At 73.1% G+C, this 20,103-nt stretch carries 22 protein-coding genes and 1 pseudogene; 9 read left to right on the top strand and 14 right to left on the bottom strand.

The features are described from left to right. Window positions 1-145 precede the first annotated feature (145 nt). The 9 genes from ACFYOP_RS18130 to ACFYOP_RS18090 form a co-directional block, all read right to left on the bottom strand. The gene (locus tag ACFYOP_RS18130) at window positions 146-1,321 is read right to left on the bottom strand and encodes a GDSL-type esterase/lipase family protein (protein ID WP_356894712.1); all 1,176 of its coding nucleotides are present in this window, start codon (window positions 1,319-1,321) and stop codon (window positions 146-148) included. 213 nt (window positions 1,322-1,534) lie between these two features. Beyond that, entirely contained in the window at window positions 1,535-1,939 is a 405-nt protein-coding gene (locus ACFYOP_RS18125) for a gas vesicle protein K (protein WP_356894710.1), read from the bottom strand. Next, window positions 1,929-2,168, bottom strand: a complete 240-nt coding sequence (locus tag ACFYOP_RS18120) for a gas vesicle protein (RefSeq protein ID WP_356894708.1) — start codon at window positions 2,166-2,168, stop codon at window positions 1,929-1,931. Before ACFYOP_RS18120 ends, ACFYOP_RS18125 begins: the two co-directional genes overlap by 11 nt. Next, on the bottom strand, window positions 2,165-3,013 hold the full coding sequence (locus tag ACFYOP_RS18115) for a GvpL/GvpF family gas vesicle protein (RefSeq protein WP_356894706.1): 849 nt from the start codon (window positions 3,011-3,013) through the stop codon (window positions 2,165-2,167). The genes ACFYOP_RS18120 and ACFYOP_RS18115 overlap by 4 nt, the downstream gene beginning before the upstream one ends. Further along, entirely contained in the window at window positions 3,010-3,450 is a 441-nt protein-coding gene (locus tag ACFYOP_RS18110) for a gas vesicle protein (protein ID WP_356894704.1), read from the bottom strand. Before ACFYOP_RS18110 ends, ACFYOP_RS18115 begins: the two co-directional genes overlap by 4 nt. Before the next feature lie 50 nt (window positions 3,451-3,500). Beyond that, window positions 3,501-3,752, bottom strand: a complete 252-nt coding sequence (locus ACFYOP_RS18105) for a gas vesicle protein GvpG (RefSeq protein WP_356894702.1) — start codon at window positions 3,750-3,752, stop codon at window positions 3,501-3,503. Between the two features lie 13 nt (window positions 3,753-3,765). Next, the gene (locus tag ACFYOP_RS18100) at window positions 3,766-4,479 is read right to left on the bottom strand and encodes a GvpL/GvpF family gas vesicle protein (RefSeq protein WP_356894700.1); all 714 of its coding nucleotides are present in this window, start codon (window positions 4,477-4,479) and stop codon (window positions 3,766-3,768) included. A 21-nt stretch (window positions 4,480-4,500) separates the two neighbouring features. Next, window positions 4,501-4,986: a gas vesicle structural protein GvpA gene (locus ACFYOP_RS18095; RefSeq protein WP_356894698.1), complete on the bottom strand. Its 486-nt coding sequence runs from the start codon at window positions 4,984-4,986 to the stop codon at window positions 4,501-4,503. A gap of 30 nt (window positions 4,987-5,016) precedes the next feature. Beyond that, a complete protein-coding gene (locus tag ACFYOP_RS18090) occupies window positions 5,017-5,313 on the bottom strand; it encodes a gas vesicle protein (protein WP_356894696.1) in 297 nt (98 codons plus the stop codon). A 197-nt stretch (window positions 5,314-5,510) separates the two neighbouring features. Between ACFYOP_RS18090 and ACFYOP_RS18085 the strand changes: the two genes are divergently transcribed. From ACFYOP_RS18085 to ACFYOP_RS18070, 4 genes are all read left to right on the top strand, one after another. Beyond that, complete coding sequence (locus tag ACFYOP_RS18085) at window positions 5,511-6,206, top strand: histone protein (RefSeq protein ID WP_356894694.1); 696 nt, start codon at window positions 5,511-5,513, stop codon at window positions 6,204-6,206. A gap of 4 nt (window positions 6,207-6,210) precedes the next feature. Then, complete coding sequence (locus ACFYOP_RS18080) at window positions 6,211-7,245, top strand: SRPBCC family protein (RefSeq protein ID WP_388451978.1); 1,035 nt, start codon at window positions 6,211-6,213, stop codon at window positions 7,243-7,245. A 47-nt stretch (window positions 7,246-7,292) separates the two neighbouring features. Then, entirely contained in the window at window positions 7,293-8,498 is a 1,206-nt protein-coding gene (locus tag ACFYOP_RS18075; protein WP_388451975.1) for a lactonase family protein, read from the top strand. Between the two features lie 79 nt (window positions 8,499-8,577). Next, the gene (locus tag ACFYOP_RS18070) at window positions 8,578-8,829 is read left to right on the top strand and encodes an ASCH domain-containing protein (RefSeq protein WP_356894688.1); all 252 of its coding nucleotides are present in this window, start codon (window positions 8,578-8,580) and stop codon (window positions 8,827-8,829) included. Between the two features lie 215 nt (window positions 8,830-9,044). Here ACFYOP_RS18070 and ACFYOP_RS18065 read toward each other — a convergent pair whose 3' ends face one another. Further along, entirely contained in the window at window positions 9,045-9,464 is a 420-nt protein-coding gene (locus tag ACFYOP_RS18065; RefSeq protein ID WP_356894686.1) for a VOC family protein, read from the bottom strand. A 35-nt stretch (window positions 9,465-9,499) separates the two neighbouring features. On the opposite strand from ACFYOP_RS18065, the gene ACFYOP_RS18060 reads away from it, so the two are divergent. From ACFYOP_RS18060 to ACFYOP_RS18050, 3 genes are all read left to right on the top strand, one after another. Further along, the gene (locus ACFYOP_RS18060) at window positions 9,500-10,129 is read left to right on the top strand and encodes a nucleoside/nucleotide kinase family protein (RefSeq protein WP_356894908.1); all 630 of its coding nucleotides are present in this window, start codon (window positions 9,500-9,502) and stop codon (window positions 10,127-10,129) included. Window positions 10,130-10,240: 111 nt separating this feature from the next. Beyond that, window positions 10,241-11,218, top strand: a complete 978-nt coding sequence (locus tag ACFYOP_RS18055; protein WP_356894906.1) for a hypothetical protein — start codon at window positions 10,241-10,243, stop codon at window positions 11,216-11,218. A 128-nt stretch (window positions 11,219-11,346) separates the two neighbouring features. Next, window positions 11,347-11,841, top strand: a complete 495-nt coding sequence (locus tag ACFYOP_RS18050) for a hypothetical protein (protein ID WP_356894684.1) — start codon at window positions 11,347-11,349, stop codon at window positions 11,839-11,841. 31 nt (window positions 11,842-11,872) lie between these two features. On the opposite strand, the gene treZ is transcribed toward ACFYOP_RS18050, so the two are convergent. Continuing rightward, entirely contained in the window at window positions 11,873-13,618 is a 1,746-nt protein-coding gene (gene treZ / locus ACFYOP_RS18045) for a malto-oligosyltrehalose trehalohydrolase (protein WP_356894904.1), read from the bottom strand. A gap of 109 nt (window positions 13,619-13,727) precedes the next feature. On the opposite strand from treZ, the gene ACFYOP_RS18040 reads away from it, so the two are divergent. Then, window positions 13,728-15,095 (top strand): GH1 family beta-glucosidase, encoded by a 1,368-nt coding sequence (locus ACFYOP_RS18040; protein ID WP_356894683.1) that lies wholly within the window; start codon window positions 13,728-13,730, stop codon window positions 15,093-15,095. Between the two features lie 49 nt (window positions 15,096-15,144). Here the strand turns inward: ACFYOP_RS18040 and ACFYOP_RS18035 are convergent, their stop codons facing one another. Beyond that, entirely contained in the window at window positions 15,145-16,041 is an 897-nt protein-coding gene (locus ACFYOP_RS18035; protein ID WP_356894681.1) for a GNAT family N-acetyltransferase, read from the bottom strand. 300 nt (window positions 16,042-16,341) lie between these two features. On the opposite strand from ACFYOP_RS18035, the gene ACFYOP_RS18030 reads away from it, so the two are divergent. Next, window positions 16,342-16,890, top strand: coding sequence for a DUF1707 and FHA domain-containing protein (locus tag ACFYOP_RS18030; RefSeq protein ID WP_356894679.1), 549 nt, complete (start codon window positions 16,342-16,344; stop codon window positions 16,888-16,890). Window positions 16,891-16,914: 24 nt separating this feature from the next. On the opposite strand, the pseudogene ACFYOP_RS18025 reads toward ACFYOP_RS18030, so the two are convergent. Then, a pseudogene (locus tag ACFYOP_RS18025) lies at window positions 16,915-17,396 on the bottom strand (dihydrolipoyl dehydrogenase); the annotation flags it as partial. A gap of 230 nt (window positions 17,397-17,626) precedes the next feature. Beyond that, window positions 17,627-19,972, bottom strand: a complete 2,346-nt coding sequence (gene treY, locus ACFYOP_RS18020) for a malto-oligosyltrehalose synthase (RefSeq protein WP_356894677.1) — start codon at window positions 19,970-19,972, stop codon at window positions 17,627-17,629. Window positions 19,973-20,103 lie beyond the last annotated feature (131 nt).

The raw sequence follows: 20,103 nt of genomic DNA, 5'->3' as shown, positions 1-20,103 counted from the left end.
CCGCGCTCACGTGAATCTCCCGTATTCGCGGCGACAGGTGCCGTGTAACGCGGGCTTCGGGTCCTCCTCGACTACGGCCTGCCCGCCGTGATCTATCTGCTGGACGGCCACGGTATTGCCGCGCGCATGCGCCGGCTCTGAGAATTCACCGCGTATTCGTCCTGTGAAGAATTCGCGACGCTTCACCGTGCGATCCGAGGAAATCGGCGAAACGTGTCCCCATACGCAGACAGGCCGCCGCGTCCGGATGCAGCCCGTCGTGCAGGTCCGCAGTCTCGTCCGGCGTCAGCAGGGTCCGTCCGTCGAGATGGACGAGGGCCGGGTCGTCGCGCTGCCGCTCCCGGACGAGACGCGCGAGGAGGTCCCGTGCGGCGGAGAGGGTGAGCGCGCCGAGCGGGATGTCCCGCGGGTCTCCCACGGCGCGGACCCGCCCGGTGACCGGGTCGACGGCGAGGGGGCCGGGGCACTCCTCCAGGGCCGGGCACGGGATGGGGGAGAGGACCACCAGCGGGACGTCGGGGTGGCGCTCCCGGATCGTGTCGAGGAAGCCGTGGACGGCGGGCCAGAAGGTCCGCAGCCGCATGGCCCCCGCGCCCACGATGTTGACGCCGATCTCCAGGCTGATGAAATCGGCGGGCAGGTCCCGGATCGTGCGCGCCACGCAGGGGTCCAGCATCGCGTTGCCGGACAGCCCGAGGTTCGTCAGATGCAGGTCACGGGCCGTCGCCGCGACGGCGGGCCACATGCCCGCCGGGCCCTCGGCCTCCACGCAGTGACTGATGGACGAGCCGTGGTGGACCCAGCGCGGCAGGGACGCGGCCCGCGGCGACGGCAGCACCGGCCGGTCGCCGCGGAGCGAGACCAGATCGCAGACGGCGGTGTGCGGCAGCCAGATCCGGACCTCCTTCGGTCCCGGGGGGAGACCGGCGAAGCGGATCGTCTCCGGCCGGCCGGGGACGAGCGTCGCCTCGCTCTCCGCCGTGGCGGGCAGCATCAGATCCCCGCCGGTGAGCCGCTCACGGCGGAGCAGGCGGCCGTCGGCGACCAGATCGACCGCGGCGGGCGCCGGCTCCCCGTCGGGGCCCGGCACACGGACGGCGTGCAGCGTCAGCTCCAGCGAGGTGGACTCGGTGCGCAGCGCGAGCCGCGCACCGGCGGACAGTTCGGCCTCCAGCCCGAAGAACGGGTCGAGCACCTGCCGCCGCGTCCACTCGGGCAGCCGCGCGGCCCGCAGCCCACGCCCGGTCGCGCGCAGACCGGGGGCGCCCTCGACGAGGGCGTCCGCGCCGGGGAAGGCGTTCTCGTGGCGGAGCGTGGTCATCCGGGTCCGCCTTTCGCTGTCCGTGTCGTCGTCAGCACGTACCCGGCCGCGTGCCGCCGCAGTCCGTGCCGCGCGGTCAGCGCCCGCATCGGCGCCGCACACCGGACCGGCACTGCCCACCCGCACTCCGAAGCCGTACTCCGGGCCGAACGCCTGGCCTGTGCTCCCTGCCCCGTACTCCGGGTCCGTGATCCGGGCCGCGGTCGCCGGCGGTCAGTCGCCGGGCGGCAGCAGAGTCCCCAGGGGGCCGAGGTCGAGGTTGAGGTCCTTCATGCTCAGCCCGTACTGGGCGCACAGGCCGGTCATGCGGTCGTGCAGCAGGAGCAGCGTCGCCCCCAGCCGCTCCTCCTCTTCCTCCGTGAGATCACCCTGATCGACGCGGTGCAGTGCCTGTCGCTCCATGAGCTGGCGCAGCAGCTCCACCAGGGTGAGGACCAGCTTCATCAGATCGCGTTCGACGGTGTCCGGATCGGCGCGGATCCTGCGGGCCGGCGCGGGCGTCCGTCCCCCGTCCGCCGGCAGGTCCTGCGGAGGCGCCGGGAGGAGCCGGAACGCGCGGGCGGCGGCGTCGGCGACCTCCTCCAGCCGTCCGGGGGAACGAGGGGCGTCATCGGACATCCGGCTCGCCCTCCGGCAACGACCGCGCCCAGAGCGGCCTGGTCTCGGCGTTGACGGACACGACGATGGCCCGCAGCGAGACGCGGACGAGGTCGATGTCCGCGATGGAGAGCAGTACGTCGCCGGTGATGACGACCCCGCCGCTGAGCAGCCGGTCCAGCAGATCGATCAGGGCGACCTGCCGCTGGGGGAGAGGGTCCCGCGCAGCGGGTGCGGCGGGCTCCGTCATGACCGGCCGCCCTCGGCGCCTTCGGCGTGGGCCGTCTCCGGAGGGGTCGTGAAGGAGTACGGCACCCAGGGGCCCGTGATCTCCACCCGTACACCGGGCAGGTCGTCGGCGGCCCGCGCCACCTCGGCGCGGAACGCGTCCGAGCGGTCTTCGGACAGCAGATACGCGTCGTTGACGACGTTCTCGCCCCGTGAGCCCGCCGCACCCGCGAGCTCGCCCTGCTGGACCCGGTGACGCGCCCGGTCGCCGGCGAGCGCCCGCCCCGCCGCCTCGACGCGGTCCGCCGCCGTTTGTGCGGCCCGGTGCGCGCTCTCCCGGACGCTGTACTGGGCGCGGCGGTTGCGCAGATAGGACCGTCCTGGCCCGACTCCCGTGGAGGCGGCGGGATCGGGTGCCGGCGGCTCCACGGCCTCGTCGGAGGAGTCCACATAGATCTTGACGCCCCATTCGACATGCCCCTCCAGTCGCGCCAGCAGCCGCTCGAACGCCGTGCGGCCCTCGGCGAGCGCCGCACGGGCGCGATCGTCGTCCAGGTACACGGTCGCGAGCCGCAGCGGCAGGACCGTCGTCGCGGCACCGAGCGCCTCGATCACCGCGTGGTGGGCCCGTGCGACCGTCTCCAGCCATTCGAGGTCCTCCAGGTGCCGGCGCAGGGCGGCCTCGTCGAAGTCATCCGCGCGCACCGAACTCGCCACGAAGGCCGGAGCCCCGTCACCCGTGCCCGGGAGGAGCCGTACGGGCGCGCCCGCCACGCCCTCCAGCTCCGTCACGGGCCCGCGCAGGGCGTCGCCGCAGCGGGCGACGGCGTAGACGTAGGTGACGTACGCGGTGTCCTCAGCGGTCATCGGTTCGTGTTCCTCCGGTTTCCTCCGCGGCGGGCGGGTGCTTCATCGGCCTCTGCGGCGGGAGGCACCTCATCGGCCTCCGTGCCGGGGTCGGTCAGCGCCTCGCTGCGCCGAAGTGCGTCGATCTCGGCGCGCAGGCGCCGGTTCTCCGCGGCGAGCGAGCGCTCGGGAGTGGCACGGGACGACAGGGAGGGGTCGTGCTCCCACCAGTCGATGCCCATCTCCTTCGCCTTGTCGACCGAGGCGACGATCAGCCGGAGCTTGATGGTCAGCAGCTCGATGTCGAGCAGATTGATCTGGATGTCGCCCGCGATCACGATGCCCTTGTCAAGGACCCGTTCCAGGATGTCGGCGAGGTTCGCCGACGAGCCCTGCGCGTACTGCGGCGCTGCTCGGGAAGGGTAGGAGCCGGTCCGGCCGGCCAGGGGTTCGGTCACGATCGGGACCTCGCGTCTCGCGCTGCGTCACTGTGCATGCCGTGTCGGCGTCACTGCCGGATCTCCGACCGGTGCGCCATGATCTCTTCCAGGCGGTCCAGCAGTTCGTCCTCCCTCCGGTCGAAGGTCTCCTCGTCGATCTCGCCCGCGGTGAGCCGAGCCTCCAGCTCCGCCAGGGCACGGTGGACGGGCGCGGGGTCGTAGTACTCCTCCTCCGCCGCCTCCCGCACGCGGTCCACCACCCACACGACACCCCGCACGGGCGCCAGCGGCAGCGTGACGATCTGGGTGAACAAGCCCATGACGACCGGCCTTTCAGACGAAGCTGTACGGCGGCAGCGGCCCGTTGAGCCGGAACTCGAAACCGTCGCCCAGCTGATTGGCGACACTCAGTTCGGTGGTCAGGAAGGCTTCCTCCTGGTCCTCCGCCACGAGGAACGACACATTGACGAAGTCCTCGCCCGCCGGCTGGGAGACGCTCAGTTCCCGGGCGAAGGGGCGGAGCGCCTCCACGATTCCGGAGGCCAGGGCCTCCTGCCGTGCCTGGACCTCAGCGGCCACCAACTCACCGAGTCGCACCGGTAGATCCGGAGAGGCGTTGCCGCCGCGGATCTCGTCGTTGAGCTGCCGGGCGGTCTCCGACTCCTGCAGGATCTCGCGCAGCAGCGCCTCTTCCTCCTGCCGTGCCTTCAGGTTGTACTCGGTACAGCCGCGCAGCGCGTCCAGACGTTCCGCGTACTCGGCGGTCCGCTTCTCCACAGCCTCCCGGACCGCTTCGTCGTCGGCAGCGGTGAGGCCGAAGCGGAGGGGGAGGATGGGGCCGTCCGCCATGAGGCGCTCCTGTACCGCCTGGTGCGCGGCCACATCCCGGCGCTTGGGACGCAGGCCTTCCGGTGCGTCACTGACGACCGCGCACAGTGGCCCCGCGGCCACCTTCCGCACGGACGCGGGCGGATCGCCGACGCCCTCGACGTCATCGATGCGCAGAGGGTGCCGGTCGCTGGTGATCGAGTAGACGTACACGGCCATGGTCACTCCTCACTGCGGGGGTCACTCCCTCCCGCGTTCCCTTTCCCGCCGGCTGGACCGCCGGGCCGGCCTCTGCCTCTCCACCGGCTCCTTCTCCGCGGCCTCCGCGCGTTCCTCCTCGCCCTCGTCGGCGCGCCTGTTCTCTCCGCCCCCCGTCAGCGAATCGGTGACCGCTTCCACCGCTCCGCTGAGGGCGCCCTTCGACTTGCCGCGGGCACCGCTCTCGACCGAGTCGCCGACGATGTCGGTCAGCTGGGTCGGCGCCTTTCTGCCGGACTCGAGGTCGAGCCGGTTGCACGCCTCCGCGAAGCGCAGATACGTGTCCACACTGGCCACCACGACCCGGGCGTCGATCTTCAGGATCTCGATGCCGACCAGCGAGACGCGCACGAAGACGTCGATGACCAATCCGCGGTCGAGGATGAGCTCGAGGACGTCGTAGAGATTTCCGGAGCCGGCGCCTCCCCCTCGGGAGACGTTGCCTCCGCCTTGCGGCACCACGGTCATGGTGCCTCCCTTCGTCGGTGGCGGTTCCGCTCAGGTCGGCCGGTCGAGCTGGCCGCGTGTGTAGCGCCGGGTCCGCCGGTACTCCACGAGATCGCCCTCGTCGTCCAGCGTGACCTTGTAGCTGGCCAGCACACTCGTGGTGTCGGGGATCCGTTCCAGTTCCAGCACCTCCACGTCCGCTTCCCAGCCGCCGTCCTCGGTCGGCTTCAGTGCCGAAACGGACTCCGGGGCGCGGCCGAGCAGCTCCGACAGCTGGTCGGCCGCTGACCGAATGATGTGGGCGGGCTTGGTCTTGGACCGCCGCCGGGCGGGTTCTGAGGAAGTCATCGGCCCTTCTCGTCGGTCTGAGGGGTGCCGTTCGCCCTGTCTCGTGTCGATTGCTACCCAAACGTACAATTTCAGCATATAGGCATATCTCCGCTGCATCGATCGTCACGTGGCCTGGGACTCGGGCGGCCGCAACGGCTCGCTGGAGTAACGGCGTTGGGATGAAGGGCTTGCCGCCCAGGCAGAGGGAGCAGTTCATGAAGGACACGACCAAAGTCGCGCTGGGGGCCGCCGTCGCCGGCGGCTACGTCCTCGGGCGCGCGAAGAAGGGGCGCCTCGCCTTCGCAGTGGCCACCTACCTCACGGGCCGTCGCCTCGGGCTCGATCCGCAGGAGCTGGTCGCCGGGGGCTTGCAGAAGCTGAAGGACGCGCCGCAGTTCGCCGAGCTGGGCGACCAGGTCCGTGGCGAGCTGATGGAAGCGGGCCGCCAGGCGCTGACCGCCTCCGCGGACCGCAGCCTGGCAGGGCTGGCCGACTCTCTCCACGAGCGCACGCGGAGGCTGGAGGGACGCGGGAAGCGGGACGAGGAGGAGCAGGGCGAGGACGAAGGGCGGGACGAGGAGCAACAGCGGGACGAGGACGAGGAGCAACAGCGGGACGAGGACGAAGAGCGGGACGAGGAGAAGGGCGAGGGGGAGGACCAGGACCGGGACGAGGGCGACGAGCCGCGGCAGCGGCGCGGTGGCGCGCCCGCCGGAAAGAGTGCCCGGCCCTCGAAGAACCGCGCCGGCGACCGGGCCCTCGTAGGAAAGGGGCCCGTCAAGAAGACGTCGGCGAAGAAGGCCCCTGGCAAGAAGGCGGCCCAAGCCAAGGCACCCGCCAAGAAAGCGGCAGGCGGGAAGGGATCCGCCGCGAAGAGCCCGCCGTCAAGCTCCGACTCACGGCAGAGGTAGCGCCATGACCGGCACAGACACGCGAATCCCGGGCAAGGGGAAGAGTTCCGGCATGGACCAGCTCCGTGAGGAGGTCGTCGACTATCTCGGGGCCCGGGCCGACCGCCTGGCCGACTCGGCCGGGGACAAGCTGACCGGCCTCACGGACAGGCTTCTCGACGTCGCAGAAGGCGGCGGCCTGAACCTCGGTGGCGGGAACCCCGGCGGAAAGCTCGCCGGCGGGCTGATGAAGAAGGTGGTGGCAGCCAAGGCCGGGAGCATCAAGGACAACGTCGTGGGCAAGGTGAAGGACGCAGTGGGCGGCAAAGGCGGCGGGCGCAAGTCCGGTGAGACCAAGGTCATGAACATCATCGAGACGCTCGACGTGGGGGTGCCGATCCGTACCGCGTACGACCACTGGACCCAGTACGAGGCATTCAGCGGCTTCACCAAGGGTGTACGAAGCGTCTCGCAGAAGGACGAGATCTCCAGCGACTGGAAGGTCAAGGTGGGGCCGTCCACGCGCGGCTGGTCGGCGACGGTCCAGGAACAGATACCCGACGACCGGATCGTCTGGACGTCGGAGGGCGCAAAGGGAAGCACCCGGGGATGCGTGAGCTTCCACGAACTGGCTCCGTCCCTCACCCGCATCGTGCTCGTTGTCGAGTACTACCCCTCCGGCTTCTTCGAGAAGACGGGCAACCTGTGGCGTGCCCAAGGACGTCGGCTGCGGCTGGACTTCAAGAACTTCCAGCGCCACGCGACCCTGACGGAAGAGGAGCCCGACGGCTGGCGCGGTGAGATCCGCGACGGTGAGGTCGTGGTCAGCCACGAGGACGCGATCGAGGAAGAGGAAGCGTCGCGCGAGGACGAGCACGACGAGGAGGACGCGGAACGCGAGGGCCGGGACGAGGGCGAGGAAGACGAGGAAGACGAAGACGAAGCGGACGAGGACGAGGAAGACGAAGCGGACGAGGACGAGGAAGACGAAGCGGACGAGGACGAGGACGAGGACGAGGACGCGGAGTACGACGACGAGGAGGCCGAACCGCGCCGATGACCCCCGCCGCGCCCGCTGCCCTACGCTGCATGGGCATGGGCAGGGACATGAGTACGGACACGGTCACGGGGCCCGGCCGGCGCCGCTTCCTCACCGGGCTGCCGGCGCTGGCCGCGGCCGCCGCGCTGCCCGGCTGCGGAACGGCCCAGGACTCCGCCACCACCCGGCCCCGCTCGCAGCCGGCGCCCGCCCCCGCCTCGTCCGCTCCCCGGCAGCGCACCCGCCCCCTGTTCCTGGGGACGTACACCTCGGCCGAAGGCGGCGGGTCCGGCATCGGGCTGGCGACGTACGACGAACGGACCGGGCGGATCACCGGGACCGGTGTCGTCGAAGGCGTCGCCGACCCCTCGTACCTCGCGGCGCACCCCTCCGGGCACACCCTGTACGCCGTCAACGAGCGCGAGAACGGCTCGGTGACCGCCGTACGGATCGCCGAGGGCGGCACGGCCGACGTCCTCGGCAGCCGTCCCACCGGCGGGGCCGCGCCCTGCCACCTCTCCGTGCACCCGTCCGGGCGCTGGCTGCTCAGCGCCGACTACGGCTCCGGGACCGTGGCCGTGCACCCGCTGGAGGCGTCCGGCGCGCTCGGCGGGCGTACGGACAAGGTCAGCCACGACAGCCCGCCGCCCGGACCCGGGCAGGACGGCCCGCACGCGCACCAGATCGTCACCAGCCCGGACGGAGGCCATGTGCTCGCCGTCGATCTCGGCACCGACACGGTCTACACGTACCGCCTCGACACCGGGGCCGGGACGCTGCACGAGGTCTCCCGCGCGACCGTGCGCCCCGGCGCCGGACCGCGGCACCTGTCCTTCCACCCCTCGGGCCGGTACGCGTATCTCGCCAACGAACTCGACAACACCGTCCAGGTCTGCGCCTACGACCCCGCGACCGGCCGGCTGCGCCCCGCCGCGCCGCAGCCCACCGGCACCGGGCCGGGCATCAACCACCCCGCCCAGCTCGTCGTCACGGGCGACGGCCGGTACGCGTACCTCGCCAACCGCGGCCACGACAGCCTGACCCGCTACGCCGTCGAGGCCGGCGGCTCGCGGCTGCGGCTGCTGGACACCGTGCCCGCGGGCGGCGAGTTCCCCCGCCACATCGCGCTCTCGCCGCCCGGCGGTCTGCTCTTCGCGGCGAACCAGCGCTCCGGCACGGTCACCGTCTTCCACGTCGACCGCCGCACCGGTGGACTCCGCCCGGCCGGACCGGCGTTCAGGTCCCCGGTCGCCGTGTGCGCGCTGCCGCTGTAGGGGACGGCCGGTCGTGAAGTGGCGGTCATGTGGCCACGTATCGACGGACTGCGCACCCTTGACCTGAGCACCGGAGACCGTGGGCGAGCGGCTGGTGCTCGTCGGCAGCATGGGAGAGCGTGTCGCGGAGGTCGACGTCGAGTCGGTCGAGACCGTCCCGTTCCGGTCGGTGACGTGGGACTTCGCGCAGGCCGAGGGCGAGGGCTGCACGAGCCTCGCGCACTGGCGCGAGGTGCACCTCGACTACTGGCGGAGCGTGGGGCACGCGGTGGACGACGACACGGACGTGGTCTGCGTCCGCTTCAGCGTGGTGCCCGGCTCGGACCGCTGAGCGGAGCCGCGGGCCGGGCTGCCGGGAGCGCGCCGGGGGAGCACCGGCACCCACGTCCCGCAGCGCGGTGCGCGGCAGCGTGTCGAGCGGCTCGTACGCCGTCAACTCGTCGGAGCACATGTGCCAGGGCGGGACCGGCGCCCGGGTGGGCCAGGTCCTGCCAGGCGGGCAGGCCGAGGACGATCTCCAGCGCCTGATCCGTCATACGCCGAGGGCTACTTGGGCTGCAGCAGGTCCCACCGGTTGCCGTACAGGTCCTCGAAGACCGCCACCGAGCCGTACGGCTCGTGCCGCGGTTCCTCCAGGAAACGGACCCCCGCCGCCGTCATCCGGGCGTGGTCGCGGGCGAAGTCGTCGGTGTGGAGGAAGAATCCGACCCGGCCGCCGGTCTGCGCGCCCACACAGCCGCGCTGGCCCTCGTCCTTGGCACGGGCCAGGAGCAGGCCCGTCCCCGGGTCGGAGCCCGGCGGGCGGACCACGACCCAGCGGCCGCCTCCCCCATGGCCTTCGGCATGGGAGGTACCCCCGGCGCGGTCGGTGTCCTCGACCAGGTCGAAACCGAGGGCGTCGGTGTAGAAGGCGATGGCCTCGTCGTAGTCGCGGACGACGAGGGTGACCAGGGCGATGTAGGACATGCAGGGCACGTTATACGTAGTACGTGAGTGCGACAATGCTCGCCATGGCCGTCCCTGACCACCTGATCGAGCGCGCCCGCCGGCTCGCCGTGCCCGGGCGCCGCCGCGTCCTCGGGATCGCGGGCGCCCCCGGAGCCGGGAAGTCCACTCTCGCGGAGGGGCTCGTAGGCGCGCTGGACGGCCTGGCGGTCCTCGTCCCCATGGACGGCTTCCACCTCGCCCAGCGGGAGCTGGCCCGCCTCGGGCGCGCCGGCCGGAAAGGCGCGCCCGACACCTTCGACGCCGCCGGATACGCCGCCCTGCTGGCCCGGCTGCGCGACCCCGACCCGGCGGTCACCGTCTACGCGCCCGCCTTCGACCGGGCGCTGGAGGAGCCGGTCGCCGGTTGCATCCCGGTCGCGGCCGGTGTGCCGCTCGTCGTCACCGAGGGGAACTACCTGCTGCACGACGAGGGCGACTGGGCCCGCGTCCGTCCGCTCCTCGACGAGACGTGGTTCCTGGAGCTCCGCCAGGATGTGCGGGTGCGCCGACTCGTCGACCGGCATGTGCGTTTCGGGAAGGAACGGCCCTTCGCCGAGCGCTGGGTCCACGACTCCGACGAGGCCAACGCGCGGCTGGTCGCACGCGGCCGGGACCGGGCCGACCTCGTGGTCGAGCAGACCTGAGGACGGGCCGACGCGGGACCGACGGGCCGGCCCACCGAGGGGCGGGCCCCGCCGTTCACCTCGGATCGGTACGCTCGAATCACTGACATGTTCGAGCGGAGGGCGGTTGACGTGGGGTTGTTCCGGCGAGGGCCGAAGCGTGACGGACGCGATGCGCCCCGGGACCCCGAGTTCTCCTTCTTCTCCGCCGACGAAGGCACCCGGTTCCGCTCCCAGGTCCGCGAGGCGTTCGCGGAAAAGGGCCTCGAGGTGACCGTCTACGCCGACATGGTCTCCGACAGCGCCGGCCGGCAGTTCGGGCTCGGCAATCTCGCCGCCGTCTGCCACAACGACGAACGGGGACCGCGCGTCTGGTCCGAACTGGTCCGCCAGCACGTCGGCATGGTGCTGCGCACCATGGACGCGCCCTCCGCCCTGGAGACCCTGCCCCCCGAGCAGATCCGCGCCCAGCTCTACCCGCGCGTCGTCGGCGCGGAGGGCCTGGACCCGCGCGACTTCGCCTACGCCCGCACCGTCGCCCCCGGCCTGTACGAGATCCTCGCGCTGGACCTGCCGGAGAGCGTCATGATGCTCACGGACGACGCCCTCGAACCGCTCGGCGACCTGCCGTACCTGCGTGACCAGGCGCTCTACAACCTCCGCGGCCTGCCCATCGAGGCGCACGAGTCCATCAGGGACGCCGAGGGCATGCGCTTCGAGGTCGTGCTCGGCGACTCCTTCTACACGGCGAGCCGGGTCCTGGCGCTGGAGACGCTCGTACGGCAGGTCACCGGCGAGGAGTTGACCGCAGACGGCGCGCTGGTGGCGATGCCCTTCCGGCACCAGATCGCGTTCCACGCCATCCACGACACCGGCATCCTTCCCGCGCTCAACGGGATGGCGGCCTTCGCGGCCACGGGCTTCGAGGACACCCCGGGTGCCATCAGCCCGTTCGTCTACTGGTGGCACGACGGCAGGCTCACCCAGCTCAGTGAGCGGGTCGACGACGGCGACGGCCTGCAGATCCTGATCGGCGAGGAGTTCCAGGCGCTGCTGGAACGACTGGTCGCCGAGGAGGAGCGGCACCGGGGCGACGACGACCAGGGCTGAGCGGGCCGGCCCGGGGTTCGGACCGAGGGTGACACGGGTCGGGGCGCGTGGTTGACCGGGGTCACCCGTGTCGGTGGTTACGCGGTGTCGGCGCAGGTCGGAGGCGTCCTCTGCGGCAGGCTGGGTGGATGCGCACTTCCCGGACCCTGGCCCTCGCCTCGCTGCTCCTGACCGGTGTGACCGGCTGCGTGTCCGTCCCCTCGACGCCACCGGCCGCACCGGCCCCGAGCCTGGCCCCGGCGGGGGACCGCTCGTCGGCGCCCCTCGAACCGAGGGACGCCATCCAGCCGTCGCCGAGCCAGACCCTCGCACCCACCGGCCCCAGGAAGCAGCCGAAAACGCGGCCGGAGGCGAAGGAGAAGGCGGTCGCCGAGGGCCCCGCCCCGAAGAGGCGGAGCGGACCGGTCCGGCAGCACCGCCCCACGGCGGCCCCGCCCAACCGCCGGGCGGTCCCGGAGCCGGACCGCCGGGTGAAGCCGCCCCGCCCCCGGCCCCAGCAGCCGCGCCCGCCGCAGCCGCGTACGGGGCACGACATGCGCGGGCTGTGCGAGGCGTCCGACGGGCTGACGAACCGGGACATCACCGCGATGTGCCGCGACAGCTACGGCTCCGGACGAAGCTGACCGACCACCCGACTCGGCGGTCCCGTACGCGTCAGGAGTCGGCGAGCACCGCGCAGCTCTGCGGCGGCAGCCGCAGCACCCCGTCGCGGTCGGGCGGCGACACCTCACCCCACGCCGCCGCGACCCGCCCGCCGCCGCCCAGCGCGATCTCGGCCGGCTCCTTGGCGAGGTTGACCGCGACCCGCAGATCACCGCGCCGGTACGCCAGCCAGCGGGCCTGCTCGTCGAAGGCGACCTTCACCGCCGCCAGGTCCGGGTCGGCGAGGTCCGGCAGCGCGCGGCGCAGCGCGATCAGTTCGCGATGCCACGCCAGCAGCGCGGCGTGCGGCTCGCGCTCCCGTTCCGACCGGTCCAGGCACGAACGCTCCCGGGTCGCCGGGTCCTGCGGGTCGGGCACCTGGTCCTCGGACCAGCCGTGTGCGGTGAACTCCCGGCGCCGGCCCGCCCGTACCGCCTCCGCGAGGCCGGGGTCGGTGTGGTCGGTGAAGTACTGCCAGGGGGTGCCGGCGCCCCACTCCTCGCCCATGAAGAGCATCGGCGTGTACGGGCCCGTGAGCACGAGCGCCGCCGCGCACGCCAGCAGGCCGGGGGAGAGGGTGGCGGAGAGCCGGTCGCCGAGCGCCCGGTTGCCGATCTGGTCGTGGGTCTGCGCGTAGCCGAGGAAGCGGTGCGCGGGGGTGTTCGCCACGTCGACGGGGCGGCCGTGCGTCCGGCCGCGGAACGACGAGTACGTGCCGTCGTGGAAGAAGCCGCGGGTCAGCGTCTTGGCCAGCGCCGCCATCGGGGCGCGGGCGAAGTCCTCGTAGTATCCCTGGGACTCGCCGGTCAGAGCGGTGTGCAGGGCGTGGTGGAAGTCGTCGTTCCACTGGGCGTGCAGCCCGAGGCCGCCCTGCTCGCGGGGGGTCGTCGTCCGGGGGTCGCACCGGTCGGACTCGGCGATCAGGAACAGCGGGCGGCCCAGGTCGCCGGCGAGGGAGTCGACGGCTGCCGACAGCTCCTCCAGGAACGTCAGCGCGCGGTCGTCCACCAGCGCGTGCACCGCGTCCAGCCGCAGCCCGTCGAGCCGGTAGTCGCGCAGCCAGGCCAGCGCGCTGCCGATCAGATAGGCGCGCACCTCGTCGGAGCCGGGGGCGTCGAGATTGACCGCGGAGCCCCACGGCGTGTGGTGCGTGTCGGTGAAGTACGGCCCGTAGGCGGGCAGATGGTTGCCGGACGGACCCAGGTGGTTGTGGACCACGTCGAGCACCACGCCCAGGCCGTGCCCGTGCGCCATGTCGACAAAGCGCTTCAGCGCCATCGGGCCGCCGTACGGCTCGTGGACCGACCAGGGGGACACCCCGTCGTAACCCCAGCCGTGCACGCCGGGGAAGGAGCAGAGCGGCATCAGCTCCACATGGGTGATGCCGAGCTCCGCCAGCTCGCCCAGGCGCGCCGCCGCCGCGTCGAGCGTGCCCTCCGTCGTGTACGTGCCGATGTGGAGCTCGTAGACGACGGCGCCCCTCAGGCCGCGGCCCGGCCAGTCCTGCCGCCAGGTGTAGGCGTCCTGGCTGACGACGGCGCTGGCGCCGTCGGGGCCGTCCGGCTGCCGGCGGGAGCGCGGGTCCGGCCGTACCGGGCCGCCGTCCAGGGCGAAGCCGTACCGGGCGCCGTCCTCGGCCGCCGCCTCGGTGACCCACCACCCCTCCCGGCCCTGGGCACGCTCCATCGGATGCTCGGCACCCTCGAGCCACAGGGTGACCCGCTCCTCGGCGTTCGGCGCCCACACCTCGAACAGCAGCACTGGCGTCCCCTCGTCGTCGATGCCCTATCCACCCATGTTCTGTCCACACATCCTGGCAACAACGCGCTCTTCAGGCGGGGCGCTTGGGCCATTAAGGTCACGGAGCATGTCGACGCCGCCCGAGCCGCTGCCCGCCTTCCCGCCCGGCTTCCTGTGGGGAGCGTCCGCCTCCGCCTTCCAGACCGAGGGCGCGGCCGACGCCGAGGGCAAGGGCCCCTCCGGCTGGGACGCCTTCGCCGCCCGGGGCCGTATCAAGGACGGCGCCGACGCCGCGCGCGGCACGGGCTTCCACGAGCGCTACCGGGAGGACGTCGCGCTGCTCGCGGGGCTCGGTGCGGACGCGTTCCGCTTCTCCGTCAGCTGGCCGCGGGTCGTGCCCGGCGGCAGCGGCCCGGTCAACGCCCGGGGGCTCGACTTCTACGACCGGCTCGTCGACGAGCTGTGCGCCCACGGCATCACGCCCGCGCCGACCCTCTACCACTGGGACACCCCGCTCCCGCTGGACGAGGCCGGCGGCTGGCTGCGCCGCGAGACGGCTCTGCGGTTCGCCGAGTACGCGTCCGTCGTCGCGGAGCGGCTCGCCGACCGGGTCCCGATGTGGATGACCGTCAACGAGCCGGCCGAGGTCACCCTCCTCGGTTACGCGCTGGGCGAGCACGCCCCCGGCCGGCGGCTGCTCTTCGACGCGCTGCCCGCCGCCCACCACCAGCTGCTCGCCCACGGCCTCGCCGTCCAGGCCCTGCGGGCGGCCGGCGCCGAGCGGGTGGGGATCGCCGTCTCCCACTCCCCGGTGTGGACGGCCGGGGACAGCGACGAGGACCGGCTCGCGGCGGAGCTGTACGACACGGTCACCAACCACCTGTTCGCCGACCCGCTGCTGACCGGCGCCTACCCGGACGAGAACTTCGCCGCCCTGATGCCCGGCCCCGTCGCCGACGACCTGGCGGTCATCTCCCAGCCGCTCGACTTCTACGGCGTGAACTACTACTGCCCCATGCTCGTCGGCGCCCCCGCCGACGACGCCCTCGACGGCTTCGCCGGCGTGGACATGCCCGACGAACTGCCGTTCGGGCTGCGGGAGATCGAAACGGCCGAACGCACCCACTTCGGCTGGCCCGTCGTCCCCGACGGGCTGCGCGAACTGCTCGGCTCGCTCGGCTCACGCTACGGCGACCGGCTGCCGCCCGTCGTCATCACCGAGAACGGCTGCTCGTACGGCGGGCTCGACGACCGACGCCGTATCGCCTTCCTCGACGCGCATCTGCGCGCGCTGCACCGGGCGATCGGCGAAGGCGCCGACGTGCGGGGCTACTTCACCTGGTCCCTCACCGACAACATCGAGTGGGTCGAGGGCGCGTCGCAGCGCTTCGGCCTCGTCCACGTCGACTACGACACGCTCCGGCGCACGCCCAAGGCGTCGTACGCCTGGTACCGGGACGTGATCGCCGCGCAGAAGCGGGCCGCCAGTGCGTGACCGCGGCCGGGGACGCCCGCGGTACGGGTGCCCCCGGCCGCTCGGCGCGTCAGTGCCCTGACGGCGGCACGAGGTGGACGCGTTCCTGGACGACCGGGTGACCGGCCTTGGCGAAGTTCGCGGCCATGGGGAAGTTTCCCTGATCGGTGGCGCCCGCGATGAACTCGGCGCCCTGCTCGGCCAGTCGGTGCGTGCACTCGGCCAGCAGATCGTACGCGTATCCCCGGCCCCGCTGCTCCGGGACGACGCCGATGAAGCCGACGCACGGGCCCGACGGGTTGCGTGCGGGGATGTGGATGCCGACCAGCTCACCGTCTCGCGTGTGGGCGAGCTGCCACCAGTCGCGGGGCGACGGGCACCAGTTGAAGAAGTCCAGCTCCTCCTGGGCGGCCCGGTCGAGACCGCCCTCGGCGACGGCGCGGAGCGCGTGCGCGTCCAGGGTCACGGAGTGGATGCGGCGCAGGGCGTCGAAGAACACGGCGTCGTCCGGCTCCGGCCGGAACACCAGCCGTCCCGGTCGCTCGGGCAGTCCGCAGTCGGGCGTCCACCGGTACTGGTAGCGCTCCACCAGCACCTCCATACCGGCCGCCTTCGCCGCCCGGATGCGGGCCTCACCGGCCGCCCGGGCACGGGGATCGTCCCGCCAGCCGGCAGGCAGGATCAGCTCGTACTCGACCTGGAACGGTGAGGTGCGCAGCAGTTCGGCGCCCGCTTCCTCCTCGCCCTCCGCGATGTCGAACCAGTTGACGTTGACGGGGGCCTCGTCGTCGGGGCCGCCCCACCAGGCGGCCCGGGCGACGAGCCTGCCGTCGCGCAGCGCCACCCGCTTCCAGTCGGGGCGGTGCGTGGCACGGGCCAGTGCGCGGCCCACGCCGAGCGGGTCGGGCAGGGTGTCGAAAAGGTGCGCGTCGCTCTCGTCGAGCGCGCGGATGACCAGATCGGTCATGAGGACGGTCCTCCGGGAGAAAGTGCGTTGCGCTCCCGGTCAGACTGCGGACGCCGGGCGGACGGGGCGGGAGCGCGGGAACGGTGTGGTGTACACGGCACTCGCCTCCTTCCGTCGTGTTCGGCGTAGCGCTCAGAGTAGAGGTCCGGGCGGTGGGCCGTCCATCGGTATTCCCGGGCGGCCTTCCGTGCCGGTGGGGGCGGAACCCGCGCTTCCGTGCAGGTCAGCGACGGCGGAGGAGTCGCCCCTTCCGGCGCCCCTTCTGGACACCTCGGCCCTTTCGGCCCGACAATCTGGAGCGTGACGTCCTCCTACGAGTCCCACACGTATCCCGCGCGGCTGTCCGACGCCGAGCGCGAGCGTGTCCTCGACGTGCTGAAAGAGGGCGCGGCCCAGGGCAAGCTGTCGCACGAGACGTTTGTGCACCGGATGGAACTGGTCCTCGCCGCACGCCGCTCGGAGGAGCTGGCGGCGCTCACCGCCGATCTGACGGGCGAGCCCCGCTGGTCGCGCCGGCTCTACGGCGCGGTCGGCCGGATCTCCGCCTTCTCGGTCCGGCTGCGCAGGGCCTGGCAGGCGGAGAAACTCCCCCCGCTGCTCCTCCCCGAGCCGGGCCCGCACCCCCTGCGCATCGGCCGTGACCCGGCCAACGGCCTGCGGCTCAGCCACGACACGGTCTCCCGTCTGCACGCGGAGCTGAGCCACCACGGCCGGCTGTGGGTGCTGCGCGACCTCGGCTCGACCAACGGAACGACGGTCAACGGCCGCCGGGTGACGGGCTCGATCGTCGTCGCCGACGGCGACATGGTCGGCTTCGGCAGCATGACCTTCCGTCTCACGGCCCGCTGACACCACCGGGCCCGTACCGGCGCCTCATTGCTGGTGCAGGCCGCGCCCGGCGAGCGTCAGGAACGCCTCGCCGACCGCCTCCGACAGCGTCGGATGCGGGGCACATGCCCCGCGACGTCCGCGGGCTCCGCGTCCCAGCTGACGATCAGCCGGCTCTCGGCGATCATCTCCGAGACATGCGGCCCCACCAGATGCACGCCCAGCACCCGGCCGTCCCGCTCGGCGACGACCTTCACCATCCCGCCCTGCCCGTGCACCATGCCCTTGGCGACCGCCGTCAGCGGCATCCTGTTGACCCGCACGTCCAGGCCGCCGGCCCGCGCCTCCGCCTCGCTCAGACCCACGGCGGCGGTCTGCGGCGAGGAGTACGTGACCCGGGGCACGGCCGCGTAGTCGACCGGGCGGGTCGCGAGCCCCGCCAGCGACTCCGCCACCAACAGGCCCTCCGCGAACGACGCGTGGGCCAGGCCCGGGAACGGCGGGGGCAGCAGGTCGCCCACCAGTTTGAGACGTGGGGCTTCGGGGCGCAGCCCCGACGGGACCCGCACGTTCGAGCCTCGCCGGCGATTGAGGCGCGGGGTTCGGGGCAGCGCCCCGACGGGACCGGCCGCACCCGGCCCCGCCTGGGGGCACCTCCCACGGCCGCCAGGCCGTCGGGGGAGATTGCGGCGCGGGCCCGGGCGGAGCCCGGTCGGGAAGGGGCGGGGTTGGGGAAGCGGCTCCGCGCAGCGGACCGTCACGCCCGCCGCAACAACCCCACCGGCCTCCGCGCGAACAGCTCCGCCACCCCCACCCGCCCTCCGGCGAACTCCCGTTCGGGGCACAGCACGTCCACCCAACGGCCCGCCGGGAGGCGAAGCTCCGTGTCGCGCCAGCCGCCACCGCGTTCCAGCCGCAGGGACAGCCGGGTCACCGCCGTGACCACCTCGCCGGAGCGGCAGAAGGCCACGCAGTGGCCGGCCGCCGGGCCGGCAGCCGCGAGCGGGGCGTACGTGGCCGCCGGGCCGAACAGCTCCGGCGACGCCCGGCGCAGCCGCAGCGCCGCCGTGGTGAGCGCCTGCTTTTCCGCGCTCAGGCCCTCCGCGGGCGCGGCCGCGAGGGAGAGCGGCCGGCGGTTGTCCGGGTCGACCAGCGCGAGGAACTCGCGCTCGCAGCCCTGGTACACGTCCGGCACCCCCGGCATCGTCAGCTGGAGCAGTGTCGCTCCGAGCACGTTGGCCCGCGCGTACGGGGCGAGTTCGTGGGCGAACCGCGCCACTGAGTGCTGTGGCGGCCCCGCCGGGCCGGCGTCGACGAAGGCCGAGACCGCCTTCTCGTACGCCGCGTCCGGCTCGGTCCAGCTCGTGCGCAGCCCCGCCTCCCGTACGGCCTTCAGCAGCGCGGTGTCCAGCCGGCCCGCGTCGGGCGGGCCGAAGCCGAGGGCCGTCTGCCACGCGGTCCAGGCCACCTGCGGGTCGGGCGCGGCGCCGCCGGGCACGGTCTCCGCCTCCTCGGTGATCCGGGTGAGGAAGTCCGCCCAGCGTTCCGGGCATTCGGAGAGCACCGCGATCCGCGCCCGCACGTCGGCGCTGCGTTTGGTGTCGTGCGTGGTCAGGACGGTCCCGGTGGTGGGCCAGTCGCGGGCGAGCCGGGCGCAGTACGCGTGGAACGCCTCCGGAGCGACGGCCGGTTCGCCCGGCTCGCCGCCGACCTCGCATCCGGAGACCAGCGGCGCGTACCGGTAGAACGCCTTGTCCTCCACGGACTTGGCCCGCAGCGCGGACGCGGTCTGGGCGAAGCGGGCGCGGAACGCCTCGTGGTCGGGCCCGCTGCCGAGGCGGCCGAGGGCCAGGTCGCGGACCAGGTCGACGGCGGCCGCCTCGGCGGGCACGGCGAAGGTCTCCTTCGCCTCGCGGGCGGCCTCCCGCGGCAGCGCCGTCTCGTCGCCCGGCCGGTAGGGACGGTAGACGGGGACGCGGACCAGCAGCTCCCGCAGCGCGGCCCGCAGTGCCCACGGCGCGTGGTCGCGCAGCCGCGGGCCGGCGGCGCAGACCCGCTCGGCGAGCCGGACGAGCGCCGTGGTCTCTGCGGCCAGTTCGCGGTCCACCACCTCGTACGCGGCGTGCCGCGCCGTCTCCTCCCAGCGGCCGCCCAGTCCCGCCGCCGCCTCGGTGAACTGGCGGTGGTCCGCGTCGAGTCCGGCCACTCCGGCGGGGTCGGTGAACAGGCCGTCGATCCGGCGCAGCGCGTCGTACCCGGTGGTGCCGGCGACGGGCCAGGCGTCCGGCAGCGGCTCCTCACCGGTGAGTATCTTCTCCACGACGATCCAGCAGTCCCCGCCGGTCGCCTCGTGCAGCCGGCGCAGATACCCCTCGGGGTCGGCCACCCCGTCCGGATGGTCGACGCGCAGGCCCTCGACGACTCCGTCCCGTACCAGCTCCAGAATCTTGGCGTGGGTCGCGTCGAAGACGACCGGGTCCTCGACGCGCAGCCCTATCAGCTCCGAGACGGTGAAGAACCGGCGGTAGTTCAGCTCGGTGCGGGCCAGCCGCCACCAGCAGAGGCGGTACCACTGGGCGTCCAGCAGCTCCGCCATCGGCGGACCGGCCGTCGAGTCGCGCACGGGGAAGCGCTGCTCGCCGTAGTGCAGGACGTCCCCCTCGACATGCATCTTGTCCATCTCGTCGCCGACGCGTCCGGCGAGCACCGGCAGCAGGATCCTCCCGTCGCCCGCCTCCCAGTCGATGTCGAACCAGCGGGCGTACGGGGACTCGGGCCCCTCGCGCAGCACTTCCCACAGCGCGCGGTTGTGGCGCGGCACGGCGGCCATGTGGTTGGGGACGATGTCGAGGACCAGCCCCATGCCGTGCTCCCGTGCCGTACGGGACAGCTCCCGCAGCCCCGCCTCGCCGCCGAGCTCCTCGCGGACGCGGCCGTGGTCGACCACGTCGTAGCCGTGCGTCGAACCGGGGACGGCCTCCAGCACCGGTGACAGATGCAGATGGGAGACACCGAGTGCGGCCGCGTGGGGCACGGCGGCCGCGGCCGCCGCGAAGGGGAAGCCGGGCTGGAGCTGGAGCCGGTATGTGGAGGTGGGCGTCATGCGAACATACGTACCCGGCCGGAGAGGTTCCTGCGCCCGGCCCCGGGGGCGGCGTCGGCCGATCGGGTGAACCGGAGGCACGTGCGGCTGTGCGCCCTGGCGGGGGCCGGCCCGATGTGCATCGAGCCGGC

The organism is Streptomyces sp. NPDC006294 (assembly GCF_042870895.1).
GTDB lineage: Bacteria > Actinomycetota > Actinomycetes > Streptomycetales > Streptomycetaceae > Streptomyces.
Note: the sequence above shows the minus strand (reverse complement) of the source record. Positions and strands in the feature narration are given on the sequence as shown.